Origin of the sequence: Streptosporangium pseudovulgare (assembly GCF_014648055.1) — a bacterium.
GTDB lineage: Bacteria > Actinomycetota > Actinomycetes > Streptosporangiales > Streptosporangiaceae > Streptosporangium > Streptosporangium pseudovulgare.
The window spans coordinates 354,761-370,907 of record NZ_BMQJ01000001.1 but is presented as its reverse complement, the minus strand read 5'-3'; the positions used below and the strand labels follow the sequence as shown (position 1 = coordinate 370,907).

Here is a 16,147-nt window from a genome sequence, read left to right as displayed (position 1 = left end):
ACGGACCCTAGAGTATGGCGGCGAGTGCGTCGTCGAGACGGATATGCCGGAACGGGTACCCCGCCTCCAGCAGCCGCCGCGGCAGCACCCGCTGGCCGATCAGCACGCCCTCCTCGGCGAACTCGCCGAGGACCGCGCGCAACATGAAGCCGGGTACGGCCACCGGCATCGTCGGCCGGTGCACGGCCCGCCCGAGCGCCCTGGTGAACCGCTCGTTGGTCACCGGTTCCGGCGCGGTGAGGTTGACCGGCCCCGACATCTCCGGGTCGTTCAGAATGTACCGCACGGCCCCCACCCAGTCGTCGAGGGAGATCCACGACATGTACTGCCGGCCGGACCCCAGCGGGGCGCCCGTCCCGGCCCGGAAGAGGGGCAGGATCCTGGTCAGCAGGCCGCCGTCGCGGCTCAGCACCAGCCCGGTGCGCAGCAGCGCCACCCGGACGCCCGCCTCGGCGGCGGGCCGGGTCGCGGCCTCCCAGGGTGCCACGACGTCCCGGGCGAGGAAGCCGGAGCCCGCCGGGGACGTCTCATCCACCTCGCGGTCGCCGGTGTCGCCGTAGAAACCGGTCGCCGAGGCCGACAGCAGCGCCGGCCCGGCCGGCAGCTCCGCCAGGGCCCTGGCGACGGTCGCGGTCCCCTCCACCCGGCTGCGGACGATCTCGCGCTTGTACGCCTCGTTCCAGCGCCGGTCGCCGATGCCCGCCCCGGCGAGGTGGACCACGGCGCGGGCGCCCTCCAGCACGGCCGGGTCGAGAGTCCCCTCCGCCGGGTCCCAGAACGCCTCGTCCGGGCCCCGCGGCGCCCGTCGTACGAGCCTGACCACCCGCGTGCCGTCGGCCCGCAGGGACCGGACCAGGGCGGATCCCAGCAGGCCCGACGAGCCGGTCACGATGATCGTCATATCGTCCAATGTAATCGACCTCCCCTCCGGTCTTCGGGAGGCGGAGGCCGCCGGATTCACCCGGGCGCGGCCGTACCGGAGCCCGGGACGGCGGACCGTCCGGCGGGCACGCGGCGCTGCGGCGGTGACCGGGGACTCCGGGCGGACGCGCCGACCCGGAACGGCGGCCGGGACTCCGGGCCACGGCCTTCCGGGTCACGGCCTTCCGGGAGACGGCCCGGATCGCCGGGGTCCCGGGAGAACGGACCGGGCCGGCCCGCGTGACGCGGACCGGCCCGGAACGGGGAACCGGAGTGACTAGGCGTTCAGGCCCAGCTGGTTCTCGAAGCGGCCCTCCTCCAGGCGACGCTTGATCGTCGTCAGGAAGCGGGCGGCGTCGGCGCCGTCGACCAGGCGGTGGTCGTAGCTGAGCGCGAGGTACACCATCGAGCGGACGGCGATGACCTCGCCGTCGGGGGTGTCCACGACCACCGGGCGCTTGACGACCGCGCCGGTGCCCAGCATGCCGACCTGCGGCTGGTTGAGGATCGGCGTGTCGAACAGCGCGCCGCGGCTGCCGGTGTTGGTCAGCGTGAACGTGCCGCCGGTCAGCTCGTCCGGGCTCACCTTGTTGGTGCGGGTGCGCTCGGCCAGGTCGGCGATCTTACGGGCCAGCCCGGCGATGTTGAGGTCACCGGCGTCCTTGATCACCGGGACGATCAGGCCGCGCTCGGTGTCGGTCGCGAAGGCCAGGTGCTCGGCGTCGAAGTAGGTGACCTCGTTGGTCTCGCTGTTGATCGTGGCGTTCAGCTTCGGGTGCTGCTTGAGCGCCTCGATGGTGGCGAGGGCGAAGAACGGCATGAACGACAGCTTGACGCCCTCGCGCCGCTGGAACTCGGCCTTCGCCCGGTCGCGCAGCCGCGCGATCTTGGTGACGTCGACCTCGACCACGGTGGTGAGCTGGGCCGAGACCTGCAGCGACTCCACCATGCGCTTGGCGATGGTCTGGCGCAGCCGCGACATCTTCTCGGTACGGCCGCGCAGCGTGGTGTCCACCGCGACCGGCTCGGGAGCCGGGGCGGCGGCCTGCGGGGCCTGCTGCGCCTGCGGGGCGGCGGCCTGCGGGGCGGGAGCCTGGGCCTGAACCTGCTCACGCTGGTTGCGGGCGGCCTCCAGGACGTCCTGCTTGCGGATGCGGCCGCCGACGCCGGTGCCGTTCAGCGTCTCCAGGTCGACGTTGTGCTCGCTGGCGAGCTTGCGCACCAGCGGCGTGACGTACGGGCTCTCGCCGGCCGGAGCCTGCGGGGCCTGCTGCTGCGGGGCGGGCGCCTGCTGCGGAGCCGGGGCCTGCGGCGCGGGGGCCGGGGCGGGCGCCGGAGCGGGAGCCTGGACCTGCGGCTGCGGGGCCGGGGCGGGCGCCTGCGGGGCGGGCTGCGGGATCGACGAGATCGGCTGGGCCGGCTCGGGCTCGGGCTGCGGCTCCGGCTCGGCGGCCGGGGCGGCCTCCTGGGCCGGGGCCGCGGCGGCCGTGCCGCCCTCGTCGATGATCGCCAGCTCGGCGCCGACCTCGACGGTCTCGTCCTCACCGACGACGATCTTGGTGAGGACGCCCGACGCCGGGGAGGGGATCTCGGTGTCGACCTTGTCGGTCGAGACTTCGAGGAGCGGCTCGTCGGCCTCGACGCGCTCGCCTTCCTTCTTCAGCCAGCGGGTGACGGTGCCCTCGGTGACGCTCTCGCCGAGCTGGGGCATCTGTACGGACTTCGGCATTGGTGTCTTCTCTCGTGCTTTCCGAGTGAGGGCCGGTGGTTAGTTGTGGACGTGCAGCGGCTTGCCGGCCAGGGCCAGCATGGCCTCGCCGACGGCCTCGGACTGGGTGGGATGGGCGTGGATCAGCTGCGCGACCTCGGAGGGCAGGGCCTCCCAGTTGTAGATCAGCTGACCCTCGGTCACCAGCTCGCCGACGCGGCGGCCGACCATGTGCACGCCGAGCACCGGGCCGTCCTTCTCACTGATGACCTTGACCGCGCCCTGCGTCTGCAGGATCTGGCTCTTGGGGTTGCCCGCCAGGTCGTAGGTGAACTCCACGATCTCGTGGCCGCGCTCCCGGGCCTGGGCGGAGGTGATGCCGACCGAGGCGACCTCGGGGTCGGAGTAGGTGATCCGCGGCACGCCGTCGTAGTCGATCGGCACCGGGTTCAGCCCGGCGATGTGCTCGGCCACCAGGATGCCCTCGGCGAAACCGGCGTGGGCGAGCTGCAGGGTGGGGATGAGGTCGCCCACCGCGTAGACGCCCGGGACACTGGTCTGGCAGTACTCGTTCACCACGACGGTGCCGCGCTCGATCGCGATCCCGGCCTCCTCGAAGCCCATGCCGGAGGAGACGGCGCCGCGGCCGACGGCGACGAGCAGCAGCTCGGCGTCGAGGGTCTTGCCGCCGGCGAGCGTGACGACCACGCCGGTGTCGGTCGTCTTGACGCTCTCGAAGAAGACGCCCAGCTCCTGCTTGATGCCGCGGCGGCGGAAGGCCCGCTCCAGCAGCTTGGAGCTGGACTCCTCCTCCAGGGGCAGCAGGTGCGGCAGCGCCTCGACGATCGTCACCTCGGCGCCGAAGGAACGCCAGACGCTGGCGAACTCCACGCCGATGACGCCGCCGCCCAGGACGACCACCGAACTCGGCACGCGGTCCAGCTTGAGGGCGTGCTCGCTGGTGATGACCCGCTCGCCGTCGATCTCCAGGCCGGGCAGCGTCCGGGGCGCCGAGCCGGTGGCCAGCACGATGTTGCGGCCCTCGTAGACCTCCGAGCCGACGGCCACGCGGTTCGGGCCCGCCAGGCGGCCCTCACCCTCGACGATCGTGATGCCCTTGCTCTTGAGCAGGCCCTGCACGCCCTTCCAGGCGCGGTTGACGATCTTGTCCTTGAACGCGTGGACGCCGTTCATGTCGATGCCCTCGAAACGGGCCCGGACGCCGAACGCCGCGCTCTCCCGGGTCTCGTCGGCCACTTCCGCCGAGTGCAGGAGGGTCTTGGTGGGGATGCACCCCCGGTGCAGGCAGGTGCCGCCGATCTTGTCCTTCTCGATCAGCGCGACGCTCTTGCCCAGCTCGGCGGCCCGCAGAGCGCAGGCATACCCCCCGCTGCCGCCCCCCAGGACGACGATGTCGTAGGGGCCGCTGCCATCAGCCACAGGAAAGCTCCTTGTCGGATCGAAATACCGTCTTCACGGTCGCGCCCGGCCCGCCCCGCGAACGGCGCGGGTGCGCCGTGCGCGTCCGCCCCGCGGGGTGCGGACCGCCGCTCGCGCCGGGACCCGGCCCGTCGGCCGGGCTCCGGCGACCGCATCTTTTCATTTGTCCGCCCCGCGCGCCGCCCGCTCGCGGGCACCGTCCGGGGCGGTGTGCCGGTCAGCCCGCGTAGCGCTCGGCGATGCCCACGAGGGTCCGGGTGATCGCCCCGGTGCCGCCCTTGGGGGTGTAGCCGTGCGGCTCGCCCTTGTTGAAGGCGGGACCGGCCATGTCGATGTGCGCCCAGCTCACCCCGGCGGGCACGAACTCCCGCAGGAAGATGGCCGCGGTCAGCATCCCGCCGAAGCGCTCGGGGTGCAGGTTGGCGATGTCGGCGACGGGGGAGTCCAGGCCCTTGCGGAGCTCCTCCGGCAGGGGCATGCCCCAGGCGGCCTCGCCCTGCTCGCCGGCGACCTCGACGACGGCCTCGCGCAGCTCGTCGTCGTTGGCCATGACGCCGGCCGTACGCCAGCCGAGCGCCACGATCTGGGCGCCGGTGAGCGTGGCGACGTCCACGATCACGTCGGGCTCGTCCTCGCCGGCGCGGGCGATGCCGTCGATCAGGACCAGGCGGCCCTCGGCGTCGGTGTCGAGGACCTCGACGGTCTTGCCGGCGTAGCTGGTGAAGACGTCGGAGGGGCGCTGCGCGGTGCCGCTCGGCATGTTCTCCGCGAGGCACAGGTAGCCGACCGCGTTGACCTTCAGGCCGAGCCTGGCGATCGCGACGAGCGCGCCGAAGACCGCGCCCGCGCCGCCCATGTCGGACTTCATCCAGTCCATCGAGGCGGTGGGCTTGAGGGACAGGCCGCCGGAGTCGAAGGTGATGCCCTTGCCGACGAAGGCGACCCGCTTGGTGGCCTCGGGGTGGCTGTAGGCGAGGCGGACCAGGCGCGGCGGGTTGGCCGAGCCCTGACCGACGGCGACGATGCCGCCGAACCCGGCCTCCTTGAGCTCGTTCTCGTCGAGGACCTCCACCGACAGGCCCGCCTGCGAGCCGGTCTCCTGGGCGATCTCGGCGAAGCGGGCCGGCCACAGGTCGGAGGGCGGGGTGTTGACCAGGTCGCGGACGAGGGAGACGGACTCGGCCACGGTGACGGCGCGGTCGACCGCGGCCTGGGCGTCCTCGGCGCGGCTCAGCACGGTGAGCTCGCCGACCGGGGCGGTCGGCGCGTCGCCGGTGCGGTACCTGTCGAAGGAGTAGGCGCCGAGCAGGGCGCCCAGCGCGACGGCCCCGGTCCGCCCGGCGTCGGCGGCGGGCAGGGCGAGCGCGGCCCGGGCGGTCCCGGCCAGCGCGCGGGTCGCGGCACCCGCGGCGCGGCGCAGCACCTCGGGGTCGTGGTCGCCCTCGGGGGCGTCGCCGAGACCGGCGACGACCAGGAGGGGGGCGCTCAGCGCGCCGAAGGTCGGAACCTTCGCGATCTCGCCCGCCTTGCCCTTGACGCCCATGGCGCCGAGGGTCGCGGCCAGCCGGCCGCCGAGCGCGTCGTCGAGGCCCTCGGCCCCCGGAGCGGGGACGGGACCGTCGGGGCTGCTGTGGACGCCGACGACCAGGGCATCGGTATCAAACGAGACAGCGTTGTCAGTTGAGTTCAGCCGCACAGTGGTCACGTCGCCCGATGCTAGTCGTGCTTGGGGGCAACTCGTAAACGCGGGTTCGTCCTACGAATCGGTGAGTCTCCGGATGAAACCATTTTTATTAGCACCATCAAGAGCATGGTGCTACTGTAGTTATCACCATGCTGCTCACTTTGGACTTGAACGATCCCCGCCCACTGCACGATCAGGTGGCCGGGTCGATCCGGCGGGCCATCGCCGAGGGCTCCTACGCCCCGGGCGACCGGCTCCCGCCCGCCCGGGACCTGGCGGGCGCGCTCGGGATCAACGTCAACACGGTGCTGCGGGCGCTGCGCGAGCTGCGCGACGAGGGCCTGCTGGAGTTCCGCCGCGGGCGCGGCGTCAGCGTGCTCAGCAGGCCCGACGCGCGCGCGGCGCTGCAGGAGGCGGCACGCGAGCTGCTCGCCGAGGCCGACCGGTACGGCTACGGCCCCGAAGAGGTCATCCACATCATCCGGGAGCTGTCGTGACCCGGACCCGGCCCCCCGTGGTGGAACCCCTCCCGCCCGGCCGCACCCGGCCCTCATCCGACCCCCATCCGACCGAGGAGACGCCATGACCTTCCGAAACCCCGGCACGGGCGACGTCCCGGCCGGCGCAGGCCGCACGGGTTCCGGGCGGGCCGCCGCCGGCCGTACCGGCTCCGCCTCCGGGCGGCCCGGCGGCTCCGGCCGGGACCGCCGGACCGCCGTCACCGTCGCGGCCGTCTGGGGCGCGCTCGTCTGCGCGGCCCTGGTCGCCGGTCCCCTCGCGCTGCGCGACCGCCTGCCCGACCCCCTCGCCACACACTGGGGCTCGAACGGCGTCGACGGCTCGATGTCCTTCGCCGCGGGCCTCGCGCCGAGCCTGGTCCTCTGGGGCGTCGCCTGGGTGTTCCTGCTCGTCTCGGCCGCCCACGGCGAGGTGCTGAACCGCCGGGGCGGACGGGCCGGCTGGTGGGGCTTCCTGGCCGGCGGGTCGGTGTTCGCCCTGGGCGTGTCGGGCTCCATCCTCCTCGCCAACCTCGACGCCGCCGACTGGCGGCAGGCCGCGATGCCCGGCTGGGCGATCCCCGCCGTGCTCGTCGCGGCCCTCTCGACCGGCGTGCTCGCCGGCTACCTCGGCCGGGGCGAGCCCGACCGGCCGGTCGAGCCCGGGGACGCGCCGACCATGCGGCTGCGGCCGGGGCGGCGGGCGGTCTGGGCGGGCCGCGCCGCCAACCGCTGGATGTCGTGGCTGTCGGCCGCGATGCTGCTGGCCGGTGTGGTCTCCGGCACGTTCCTCCTCCTGGGGGCGCCGGCCGGGGAGGCCGTCTGGGCCGTCCTGCTGCCGCTGCTGCCACTGGCGGCGATCGTGTCCCTGGTGAGCGATGTCCGCGTCCGCGTCGGCCCGGACGGGCTGCGCGTCGGCTTCGGCCCGTTCTCCTGGCCCGCGTTCCGGGTCCCCACCGAGAAGATCGCGTGGGCCACGGCGGAGCGGCGCAGCCCCGCCGAGGTCGGCGGCTGGGGCCTGCGAGGCCTGCCCGGCACCGGGCGGCTCGCCGTCATGGTGCGCGGCGGCGAGTGCCTGGTCGTCCGGCGGGCCGGCGGCGGGGATCTCATCGTCTCCGTCGACGACGCCGAGCGCGCCGCGGCCCTGCTGAACGCCTACGCCGCCGAGGCCGCCGCCGCGTGACCCGCGTCGGACGCCCGCTCCGCGCCGAGCACGCCGCCGAGGCCGCCGCTGAGGCCGCCGCCGCGCGACCCGCCCGGACGGCCCGATCCCCCCTGCCCCCGAAGTCACGAAAGGCGACGTCATGCCACGCAGATCCGCTGACCTCCCGCTGTTCCTGCTCGTCGCGTTCGCCCTGTCCTGGCTGGCCGCGCTGCCCGTCTGGCTGGCCGACGCCCCCACGGGCTCCTCGCTGTTCACGGTCGCCGGCATCGTGCTGATGTTCACCCCCACCTTCGGGGTCCTTGCCGTGTGGCTGTACCGCAGGAACCGCGGAGAAGCCGGGACCTCCCCGCGCGAGTGGGCCCGCCGCACCGGGCTGACCCTCGGCGAGCGCCGGGGCCGCGCCCTCGGGCTGGTCGCGGCGGCCTGGCTCGGCGTTCCCGTCCTCGCCGCCGTGGCGATCGCGCTGAGCGCCGCCCTCGGGCTGCTCTCCGTCGACCTGGACGGCCTCAGCCTGTTCCGCCAGGGCCTCCTCCGCGCGGGCCAGGGGCAGGCCGCGCAGCCCGACCCCACGATCATGGCCGTCATCCAGGTCGTCTCGATCTTCCTGATCGCCCCGCTGATCAACTCGATCGCGGCCTTCGGCGAGGAGTGGGGCTGGCGCGGCTGGCTCCTGCCCAGGCTCATGCCGCTGGGCACCTGGCGGGCGCTGCTGGTCTCCGGGGTGATCTGGGGCGCCTGGCACGCCCCGCTCACCCTGCGCGGCTACAACTATCCCGAGCTCGGCGCGTGGGCCGCACCGATGTTCGTCGTCTTCTGCGTGGCCTTCGGCGCCCTGCTCGGCTGGCTCCGCCTGCGCTCCGGCAGCGTCTGGCCCGCGGTCGTCGGCCACGGGGCGCTGAACGCCTCGGCCGGCCTCGTCCTGCTGGTCGGCGACGCCGCCGCGCCGCCCAACCTGGTCGTCGCCGGGATCACCGGCCTGGCCGGCTCGGCCCTGGTCGCCGTGCTGACCGCCGCGCTGTTCCTGTTCCGCCCGGTCACCGCGCCCGCCCCCGTCGCCGTCTGAACGACGGTCAGCCCGCGACCGCCGCGCACACCAGCAGCGCGGCGGTCGCCGCGACCTCCACGAGCGCGCCGAGCACGTCACCGGTGACCCCGCCCAGCCGCCGCACGGCCCTGCGCCGCAGCGCCCAGGCGGCGAGGAGCCCGATGAGCACGGCCGGCGCGAACCACCACCACGGCACGGCGTACGGCCCCCGCCACGCCACGCCGTACGCCAGGGCGGTCACCCCGGCGAGCACCGGCGCGGTCACCGCCAGCGCGGCGCCGCGCCGTACGGTGCCCGCGACCGTCGCGCCGAGCCCATCCGGGCGGGCCGGCGGGACGGACGGCAGGCAGGCCCAGGTGAGCGCCAGCCGCCCCGCCGCGCAGGCCGTCACCAGCGAGACCGGCCCCAGCCCCGCCGAGGCCGCCTCCTCCAGCGCCGTGACCTGGAGCAGCAGCGTGAGGACCAGCGTCACGACGCCGAACGGGCCGATGTCGGACCGCTTCATGATCTCCAGCGCGCGGTCCGCGGGCCTGCCGCTGCCCAGGCCGTCGGCCAGATCGGCCAGGCCGTCCAGGTGCAGGCCCCGGGTCAGCAGCGCCAGGGAGCCCACGGCCAGCACCGACGCCGGAAGCGGCGAGACCCCGGCCCACAGCGCCGCCGCGAGCACGGCGGCGCCGATCGCCCCGAGCAGCGCGCCCACGAGCGGCGCGGCCGTCATCGCGACCCCGGCGGCCCGGCGGTCGACCACCCCCGGCGACCGGACCGGCAGGACGCTCAGCGTGCCGACCGCCAGGCGGAGCCCGTCCGCGAACGTGGACGGGCGGGGCGAGGAGGGGCCTGCGGACATGACCGCCGATCGTAGCCGCCCGTCACCTGTCACCCGTCGTCCGGCGGCCGCGGGGTCAGACGGGCAGGGGGAGGAGGCGGCCGGCCACCACGAGGGCCACCTCCTCCGACTCCAGGGCCAGCCGCTGGTTCAGCCGGCCCAGGATGTCGCGGAACATCCGGCCGCCGGCCGTGGCGGGCACCACGCCCAGGCCGGTCTCGTCGGAGACGGCCACCACCCGGCGGCGGGTCTCCCGCCAGGCGGCGACCAGCTCGTCGCACCGGGCGGAGACCGCCCCCAGGCCGCCTGCACCGCCCGTGCCGCCTGCACCGTCTGCGCCGTCCGTGTGGTCCTCGCCCCGCGCGCCGTCCGGGCCGTTCTCGTCGTCGGTGCGTTCCGTGTCCTCCGGGTCGCCCGGCCAGGCGCCGTTCTCGTCGAAGACCGCGGCCACCCAGGTGCCGAGCCCGTCGACGAGCAGGGGCGGCCCCGGGGTCCGCAGCAGGCCGGCGAGGTCGATCGTCTCGGCCGTGCCCCAGTGGGCCGGCCGGCGGTCGCGGTGGGCCCGCACACGGCGGGCCCACTCGGCGTCGCCGTCGCCGGACGGCCCGGTCGCCACGTAGAGGACCTCGGGTTCGGCCGCCAGCCGCAGCTCGGCCTCGGCCGACTTGCCCGACCGCGCCCCGCCCAGCAGCAGGGTCCGCGGCGGCAGCGGGGCGCGGGCGGGTGCGGGCCCGGCGAGGTCGAGGACCGTCCCGTCCGGTACGGCCAGCACCCCCCACAGCGCGGCCCGCCGGGCGAGCTCGGCCTCCGTCGGCACCCGGTGGTCCACGTCCACGGCCACCACGCGCGTCCACTCGTCCACCACCCCCCGCCGCCGCATGTCCCCGAGCCGTTCCGGCCGGTCCAGCACGTCCATCAGCACCAGGTCGCAGGCGTCCCCCCGCGCGCCGTCCGGGGCCGCGGAGGGGCCGGGGGCCGGCGCGGGGGACGAGGGGGGCGGGACGGGCGAGGCCGTCGTGTCGAGGATCCGGCCGCCACCGGGGACGACGAGGACGAGGCCGTCGGCGGTGGCCGAGACCCGGCACCCCGGCGGCGGGCCGCCGGCCGCGAGCGGGAGCCGTACGGCGCCGGCGGCTCCGAGGACGGGCCCGGAAGCCGTTCCGGAGGCGGATCCGGGGGCCGGGGCGTGTCCGGGGGCCGGGGCGTGGGAGGGGACGCCCGTGGCGGAACCGGTCAGGGGGACGGGCGCCTCGGCGACGACGACCTCGGTGGGGCGGCGGTGGCCGGGGGAGAGGCGGCCGCACGAGGCGCACCCGCAGCCCGGGACGGGCCATCCTCCGCCGCGCGCCGTACCGGAGATCAGGACTTTCACCGCCCCAGCGTACGGGCGGCGGCCCCGCGATCATGCCCGGGGACGACCGGCGAGGTAGGGTTCGCTGAGCGGTCGGAGGGCGCCGGCGGCATCGGCGGAAGGAGCGCGGGACATGGCGTGGTACTGGCGTTACGAGGACGCGAACGGCGACCCGGTGACCGTGGAGGCCGTGCCGTCCGAGACGTTCACCAGTCAGGCGGACGCGGAGTCGTGGCTCGGCGAGACGTGGCGCGAGCTGCTGGAGGCGGGCGTCGAGAGCGTCAGCCTCCTGGAGGGCGACCGGGTGGAGTACGCGAGGATGTCGCTGCGCCCGGCCTGAGACGCGGCCGCCCGGGGCCGACGAGGCCGACGAGGCCGGGGCGTGCGTCCCGGGGCTGGGCGACGAACCGGAGCCGTCGGGCGGCGATCCGGTGAGGGCCCCGGCTCCTGAGCCGGTGGCCGTGGCGGCCGCACCGGGCCGCCACGGCCCATGGTCCCGCGGCGGGCGCGGTGACCCGGGTGACCCCGGTGACCGCGGTGACTACGGGCGCTTCGCGGGGCTGACGGTCTTGGCCGGGTCCCGCTCGACGATCGGGTCGAGGATGTCGTCGATCTTCTTGAGCACCTCGGCGTCCAGCTTCACACCCGACGCCTTGACGTTGTCACGCACCTGCTCGGGCTTGGTCGCGCCGATGATGGCGGAGGCCACGTTCTGGTTCTGCAGCACCCACGCCACCGCGAGCTGGGCCATGCTCAGCCCCAGGTCGGCGGCGATCGGCTTCAGCTCCTGGACGCGGGTGAGCACGTCGTCGGTCAGCATGCGGGAGATGAAGTTGCCGCCGCTCGCGTCGGTGGCCCGGGAGCCGGCCGGCGGCGGCTGGCCCGGAAGATACTTGCCGGTGAGCACGCCCTGCGCGATCGGCGACCAGACGACCTGACTGAGGCCCTCCTTCTCGCAGAGGGGGACGACCTCGGACTCGATGACCCGCCACAGCATCGAGTACTGCGGCTGGTTGGAGACCAGGCGGTCGAAGCCCATCTCGTCGGCGATCTTCAGGGCCCGGCCGATCTGCTCGGCGGTCCACTCGCTGACGCCGACGTAGAGGACCTTGCCCTGCCGTACGAGGTCGTCGAAGGTCTTGAGGGTCTCCTCGAGCGGCGTCTCGTTGTCGAAGCGGTGGGCCTGGTACAGGTCCACGTAGTCGGTCTGCAGGCGGCGCAGCGAGCCGTGGATGGACTCGGTGATGTGCTTGCGGGACAGACCACGGTCGTTCGGGCCGGGGCCGGTGGGCCAGAAGACCTTGGTGAAGATCTCCAGGGACTCGCGGCGGACGCCCTTCAGGGCGCGGCCCAGAACCTCCTCCGCCTTGGTGCCGGCGTAGACGTCGGCGGTGTCGAAAGTGGTGATCCCCTCGTCGAGCGCCGCCTGCACGCACGCCTTGGCGGCGTCCTCCTCGACCTGGGAGCCATGGGTGATCCAGTTGCCGTAGCTGATCTCGCTGACCATGAGACCGCTGCGGCCGAGATGCCGAAATTCCATACGCCGACCCTAGTAGGTGCCATCCGACCGACCGATTCGGGATACTCTGCCCGGCGTGCTGCGCTTGATCACTTCTCGATGGGTACGGCTCGGCCTCGTGGCCGCCGCCGCGGCGGTGATCGTCGTGGTGATCATGCGCCTGCGGGGCCGTCCGGCCGCTCCCGCCGCAGGTCCGCGACCGGTCTCCGCCCCCGCGCCCGTCTCCCCGCCCGCGCCGGGACCCGGGCCGAAGTCCGAGGGGCAGTGGCCGCCCGTCCCGATCCTCGGCGTCCCCACCGCCGACGACCTGAGGCGCTACGGGTCCGGGGCCCGCCTGCCCCGCTTCCTGACCGCGGAACGGCCGCCGCGACGTCCCCTCGACGGCCCGGTCCGGCGCCGCCTGACCCGCTGGGGCGCGGTGGCCGCGGCGCTGGTCCTGCTGGCCGCCGGAGCGCAGGCCCTGGAGAGCAACGTCTTCTCGGGGGGAGCCGGGGCGAGGGCGGTGCGCGCGGAGAAGGACCACGTCGAGGACGCGCCGGCCTGTGAGCCCGGCTGGGGTGCCGTGTTCACCTGCCAGACCCTCACGGAGGAGTCGTATCCATACCCCGGGGAGGATCCGGGCGGCTTCGAGGGCGACCTGGCGGCTCGCGCCGAGGCGACGGGGGGCCCGTACCCCATGGAGACCGGCTCCCCGGAGGGTACGGCCGGGCCGTACGGGGACTCCGGGGCCCCCGACGCCGACTGCCGTCCCGGGACCGCCCGGCCCCGCGTGCGGGCCGTGCCGCCCCGGGTCACCCGGGCGGTGAACCGGCAGTGGGCGCGGATCGAGCGGTGGCTGCGGAGGAACGCGCCGAAGACCTACAGGACGCTCGCCGGACCCGGCAGGGCCCGGACCATCGCGGTCGCCGAGGCGCAGATGGGCCTGCGCTTCCCCAACGACCTGCGGGCCTCCCTGCTGCGGCACGACGGCACGGTCGCGGCGGGGCGGGCCTGGCCGTTCGGGCCGCTGGACAACGGGCTCATGAGCGTGCGCGAGATCCGCGACACCTGGCGCATGCTGTGCGGGATCGACGACACCGACGACACCGCGGGTCCGTCGGACCCGCGGACGGAGTGGTGGGACGGGCGGATGATCCCGTTCGGCGCCGACGGCAGCGGAAACCACCTGGTGGCCGACTCGCTGATCCGCGACGTCGGGGAGCACGACCACGAGGGGCAGCTGGACTTCGAGCCCGGGGGCGTCCCGGTCCGCTCCTACTACGCGCTGCTGAAGGCCATGGCCGACGCCCTGGAGACGGGCGGGACCATCGGGTACTGGAAGCCCCTGGCGGTCGACGGCGAGCTCCGCTGGGACGTGCCGGACAGCTGAGGCGGCGGCCGGGCGGCGGTACGGCGCGGCGCCGCCGTATCGGACCTCCCCCTTCGCGGCTCCGCGTCCGGCCGCGTGACCTGTTGATCGATTCACCGACAGCGTCCCCGCGGAGGGTGGAGCTTCCCGCTGTCGGCATGAACTCAGCGCTGAGCGCTAGACGTCACCCTCACGACCACGCCAAGATCATGAATGTAAAATATTGTCTGACACGGTGATCGGAGAGCCCATGTCCGCCTGGAAGCGCGGCCTTGCCCTCACGGGGACGATCCTCGCCCTCACCACCGGTCCCGCCCTGCTGACCTCGGCACCCGCCGCCGCCGCGCCGACCACCGCCTCATCGAGCGTCGCCGCAGGGCAGTGGAGTTACCAGGGGTACTACTACGGTGACGCCGCGGGCTATAACGCCTGCAAGAGGGACGGTCAGGCGTCCTCCCGCCGTTACGAGTGCAGGTACTACGCCAGCGGCTGGCAGGGAAGCCCGAAGTACGAGCTCTGGATATGGATCGGCTGACCGCCGCCGGGACGGAGCGGGCGGGAAACCCGCCCCTGACATGACGAGAATGCCCCGCCCTCCGCGAGCGGGAACAACGACGGCGGCCCCATGATCACATCTGTGATCATGGGGCCGCCGCTTTTCGATCTGCTTCGCCGGCAGCGTCCCGGAGAGGAGGGCGGGGTCGCGGGCGCCGGCCTTCGAGGGCCGCCGTCCGTCCGCCGTCTTCTCGGGCCGCCGCGTCTACTTCTTCGGCGGGACGGGCCTGCCGCCGGGCAGGACGGTGGGCGGCGGGAAGCGCAGCTTGCGGATCTGCAGCCCCCGCATGGCGGCGTAGAAGCCGACGCCCCGGATGTTCTCGCCGGGGAACTTCTCCGCCGCGAGCTTCTTGACCCGCCAGGCCACCCAGACCGAGGCCAGCACCACGCCCACCATCATGATCGGCCAGCCGATCGTGACGACGGCGATGTTGACGGCGTTGCGGAAGTTCTGGTCGGGGAAGGGGATCCAGGTGATCAGCAGGACCACCACCATGAACGGCAGGAAGTACTGGCTGACGAGGCGGCGGGAGTCGACCCAGTCGCGGGCGAACTTGCGGACCGGGCCCTGGTCGCGGGCCGGGAGGTAACGCTCCTCGCCGCGCATCATGCCCTCGCGCGCCCTGACGCGCTCCTTGGCCTGGCGTTCGCGGAGCTGGCGGTAGGCCTCTTTGCGGTCCTTGGGGGCGGTCACCGGCTGGCGGCGGCGGCCCTCGGCGTCGCGGCGCTTGGGTGTGGGACGCCCCTTGCCCGCAGGTTTAGGATCGGGAGCGGAGGCGGGGGAGTCGTCCGCGGTGGTCTGGGTACGTCGGAACACATCGCCAGCCTACCGGGACTGCAACTTAGTGACGCCCCCGTACGTTATGCGTAGGGTGAACCTAGGTGGATTCCGGTTGTTCTCCCAGGGGGCCGGAGAACACCCGGGTGACCCGAAGCGCATTTGAAGAAGGGGACGGCCGACGCGCATGAGCGTGATGAAGAGACTTTCCATGATCTTCAGGTCCAAGGCGAACAACGCCTTGGACAAGATGGAGGATCCACGCGAGACCCTCGACTACTCCTACCAGCGGCAGTTGGAGTTGTTGCAGAAGGTGCGCCGGGGGGTCGCCGACGTCGCGACCTCGCGTAAGCGGGTGGAGCTGCAGATCAACCAGATCGAGGCCCAGGCCCGCAAGCTTGAGGACCAGGGCCGCAAGGCGCTCAGCGTGGGCCGCGAGGACCTGGCGCGCGAGGCGCTGACCCGCCGCGGCGCCCTGCAGACGCAGATCGCCGACCTGCGGGTCCAGCACGACAACCTCCAGGGCGAGGAGGAGAAGCTCACCACGGCCTCCCACCGCCTGCAGGCCAAGGTCGACTCCTTCCGCACCCGCAAGGAGACCATCAAGGCCACCTACACCGCCGCCGAGGCGCAGACGCGGATCAACGAGGCGTTCTCCGGCATCTCCGAGGAGATGGGCGACGTCGGCCTGGCGATCCAGCGGGCCGAGGACAAGACCGCCTCGATGCAGGCCCGCGCGGGCGCCATCGACGAGCTGCTCGCCAGCGGCGCGCTCGACGACTTCAGCGGCCAGCGCGGCGACGACATCCAGGCCGAGCTCGACCGCATGGGCGGCGGACGCGACGTGGAGCTGGAGCTCGCCCGGATGAAGGCCGAGCTGGGACAGGGCCCGGCGCCCCAGGGCGCGATCGAGTCCGGCCCGGCGCAGCAGGGCCAGGCCCCCTCCTACCAGCAGGCGCCGCAGCAGCAGCCGCGGCCGCACGCGCAGCCGACCCAGGAGTACGGCCAGCCGGGGGAGGGCCGGTGATCGTTCGCATCATGGGTGAGGGGCAGGTCCAGATCGCCCCGGAGGACCTCGACGTCCTCAACGCGCTCGACGGCCGGCTGGAGGCCGCGATCGAGTCCGGTGACGAGGGAGCCTTCCGGGGCTGCCTGCACGACCTGCTCGACAAGATCCGCCACGTGGGCAAGCCGCTGCCGGACGACAGTCTGGAGTCCTCGGAGCTGATTTTGCCTCCGGCCGACGCTTCCATGGACGAAGTACGGGAGATGCTCGGGGATGAGGGGCTGATTCCCGGTTAGTTTGTCCA

Annotated in this window: 16 protein-coding genes; 8 read left to right on the top strand and 8 right to left on the bottom strand. The window is 74.0% G+C overall.

Features of this window, described 5'->3' with window-relative positions; all coding sequences use genetic code 11:
* Window positions 1–7: 7 nt before the first annotated feature.
* The 4 genes from IEZ10_RS01520 to IEZ10_RS01505 form a co-directional block, all read right to left on the bottom strand.
* A complete protein-coding gene (locus IEZ10_RS01520) occupies window positions 8–901 on the bottom strand; it encodes a TIGR01777 family oxidoreductase (protein WP_189244611.1) in 894 nt (297 codons plus the stop codon).
* 297 nt (window positions 902–1,198) lie between these two features.
* The gene (sucB, locus tag IEZ10_RS01515; protein ID WP_189244610.1) at window positions 1,199–2,650 is read right to left on the bottom strand and encodes a 2-oxoglutarate dehydrogenase, E2 component, dihydrolipoamide succinyltransferase; all 1,452 of its coding nucleotides are present in this window, start codon (window positions 2,648–2,650) and stop codon (window positions 1,199–1,201) included.
* Between the two features lie 39 nt (window positions 2,651–2,689).
* Window positions 2,690–4,069, bottom strand: coding sequence for a dihydrolipoyl dehydrogenase (gene lpdA / locus IEZ10_RS01510; protein ID WP_189244609.1), 1,380 nt, complete (start codon window positions 4,067–4,069; stop codon window positions 2,690–2,692).
* Window positions 4,070–4,286: 217 nt separating this feature from the next.
* Window positions 4,287–5,774 carry a leucyl aminopeptidase gene (locus IEZ10_RS01505; protein ID WP_189244608.1) on the bottom strand — a complete coding sequence of 496 codons (1,488 nt, stop codon included), beginning with the start codon at window positions 5,772–5,774 and terminating at the stop codon, window positions 4,287–4,289.
* Between the two features lie 128 nt (window positions 5,775–5,902).
* Here IEZ10_RS01505 and IEZ10_RS01500 point away from each other — a divergent pair, with 128 nt between their 5' ends.
* The 3 genes from IEZ10_RS01500 to IEZ10_RS01490 all read left to right on the top strand — a co-directional run bounded on the left by IEZ10_RS01500 (window position 5,903) and on the right by IEZ10_RS01490 (window position 8,478).
* Entirely contained in the window at window positions 5,903–6,250 is a 348-nt protein-coding gene (locus IEZ10_RS01500; protein ID WP_179818577.1) for a GntR family transcriptional regulator, read from the top strand.
* Window positions 6,251–6,335: 85 nt separating this feature from the next.
* Entirely contained in the window at window positions 6,336–7,433 is a 1,098-nt protein-coding gene (locus IEZ10_RS01495) for an SdpI family protein (protein ID WP_189244607.1), read from the top strand.
* A 121-nt stretch (window positions 7,434–7,554) separates the two neighbouring features.
* Complete coding sequence (locus IEZ10_RS01490) at window positions 7,555–8,478, top strand: CPBP family intramembrane glutamic endopeptidase (RefSeq protein ID WP_189244606.1); 924 nt, start codon at window positions 7,555–7,557, stop codon at window positions 8,476–8,478.
* A 7-nt stretch (window positions 8,479–8,485) separates the two neighbouring features.
* Here the strand turns inward: IEZ10_RS01490 and IEZ10_RS01485 are convergent, their stop codons facing one another.
* Window positions 8,486–9,307 (bottom strand): adenosylcobinamide-GDP ribazoletransferase, encoded by an 822-nt coding sequence (locus IEZ10_RS01485; protein WP_189244605.1) that lies wholly within the window; start codon window positions 9,305–9,307, stop codon window positions 8,486–8,488.
* Window positions 9,308–9,362: 55 nt separating this feature from the next.
* Complete coding sequence (locus IEZ10_RS38590; RefSeq protein WP_229810835.1) at window positions 9,363–10,658, bottom strand: bifunctional adenosylcobinamide kinase/adenosylcobinamide-phosphate guanylyltransferase; 1,296 nt, start codon at window positions 10,656–10,658, stop codon at window positions 9,363–9,365.
* A 112-nt stretch (window positions 10,659–10,770) separates the two neighbouring features.
* Here IEZ10_RS38590 and IEZ10_RS01475 point away from each other — a divergent pair, with 112 nt between their 5' ends.
* Window positions 10,771–10,977, top strand: coding sequence for a hypothetical protein (locus tag IEZ10_RS01475; RefSeq protein ID WP_189244604.1), 207 nt, complete (start codon window positions 10,771–10,773; stop codon window positions 10,975–10,977).
* Window positions 10,978–11,178: 201 nt separating this feature from the next.
* Here the strand turns inward: IEZ10_RS01475 and IEZ10_RS01470 are convergent, their stop codons facing one another.
* Window positions 11,179–12,177, bottom strand: a complete 999-nt coding sequence (locus IEZ10_RS01470; RefSeq protein ID WP_189244603.1) for an aldo/keto reductase family protein — start codon at window positions 12,175–12,177, stop codon at window positions 11,179–11,181.
* 55 nt (window positions 12,178–12,232) lie between these two features.
* Between IEZ10_RS01470 and IEZ10_RS39735 the strand changes: the two genes are divergently transcribed.
* Complete coding sequence (locus IEZ10_RS39735; protein ID WP_189244602.1) at window positions 12,233–13,525, top strand: SMI1/KNR4 family protein; 1,293 nt, start codon at window positions 12,233–12,235, stop codon at window positions 13,523–13,525.
* A gap of 229 nt (window positions 13,526–13,754) precedes the next feature.
* Window positions 13,755–14,039 (top strand): hypothetical protein, encoded by a 285-nt coding sequence (locus IEZ10_RS01460; protein ID WP_229810834.1) that lies wholly within the window; start codon window positions 13,755–13,757, stop codon window positions 14,037–14,039.
* A gap of 225 nt (window positions 14,040–14,264) precedes the next feature.
* Here IEZ10_RS01460 and IEZ10_RS01455 read toward each other — a convergent pair whose 3' ends face one another.
* The gene (locus IEZ10_RS01455) at window positions 14,265–14,876 is read right to left on the bottom strand and encodes a DUF3043 domain-containing protein (RefSeq protein ID WP_189244600.1); all 612 of its coding nucleotides are present in this window, start codon (window positions 14,874–14,876) and stop codon (window positions 14,265–14,267) included.
* A gap of 148 nt (window positions 14,877–15,024) precedes the next feature.
* On the opposite strand from IEZ10_RS01455, the gene IEZ10_RS01450 reads away from it, so the two are divergent.
* Together IEZ10_RS01450 and pspAA are read left to right on the top strand one after the other, a co-directional pair.
* Complete coding sequence (locus IEZ10_RS01450) at window positions 15,025–15,864, top strand: PspA/IM30 family protein (protein WP_268246266.1); 840 nt, start codon at window positions 15,025–15,027, stop codon at window positions 15,862–15,864.
* On the top strand, window positions 15,861–16,139 hold the full coding sequence (gene pspAA / locus IEZ10_RS01445) for a PspA-associated protein PspAA (RefSeq protein WP_189244598.1): 279 nt from the start codon (window positions 15,861–15,863) through the stop codon (window positions 16,137–16,139). The genes IEZ10_RS01450 and pspAA overlap by 4 nt, the downstream gene beginning before the upstream one ends.
* The last annotated feature ends 8 nt before the right edge of the window (window positions 16,140–16,147 follow it).

What these genes read in the sequence shown, in the direction of transcription:
- IEZ10_RS01500 (WP_179818577.1), top strand. Translation starts at nt 5,903, where the DNA reads ATGCTGCTCACTTTGGACTTGAACGATCCCCGCCCACTGCACGATCAG.
- IEZ10_RS01495 (WP_189244607.1), top strand. Translation starts at nt 6,336, where the DNA reads ATGACCTTCCGAAACCCCGGCACGGGCGACGTCCCGGCCGGCGCAGGC.
- IEZ10_RS01520 (WP_189244611.1), bottom strand. Translation starts at nt 901, where the DNA reads ATGACGATCATCGTGACCGGCTCGTCGGGCCTGCTGGGATCCGCCCTG.
- IEZ10_RS01460 (WP_229810834.1), top strand. Translation starts at nt 13,755, where the DNA reads ATGTCCGCCTGGAAGCGCGGCCTTGCCCTCACGGGGACGATCCTCGCC.
- IEZ10_RS01490 (WP_189244606.1), top strand. Translation starts at nt 7,555, where the DNA reads ATGCCACGCAGATCCGCTGACCTCCCGCTGTTCCTGCTCGTCGCGTTC.
- IEZ10_RS01475 (WP_189244604.1), top strand. Translation starts at nt 10,771, where the DNA reads ATGGCGTGGTACTGGCGTTACGAGGACGCGAACGGCGACCCGGTGACC.
- IEZ10_RS01470 (WP_189244603.1), bottom strand. Translation starts at nt 12,177, where the DNA reads ATGGAATTTCGGCATCTCGGCCGCAGCGGTCTCATGGTCAGCGAGATC.
- IEZ10_RS01450 (WP_268246266.1), top strand. Translation starts at nt 15,025, where the DNA reads ATGAGCGTGATGAAGAGACTTTCCATGATCTTCAGGTCCAAGGCGAAC.
- sucB (WP_189244610.1), bottom strand. Translation starts at nt 2,650, where the DNA reads ATGCCGAAGTCCGTACAGATGCCCCAGCTCGGCGAGAGCGTCACCGAG.
- IEZ10_RS01485 (WP_189244605.1), bottom strand. Translation starts at nt 9,307, where the DNA reads ATGTCCGCAGGCCCCTCCTCGCCCCGCCCGTCCACGTTCGCGGACGGG.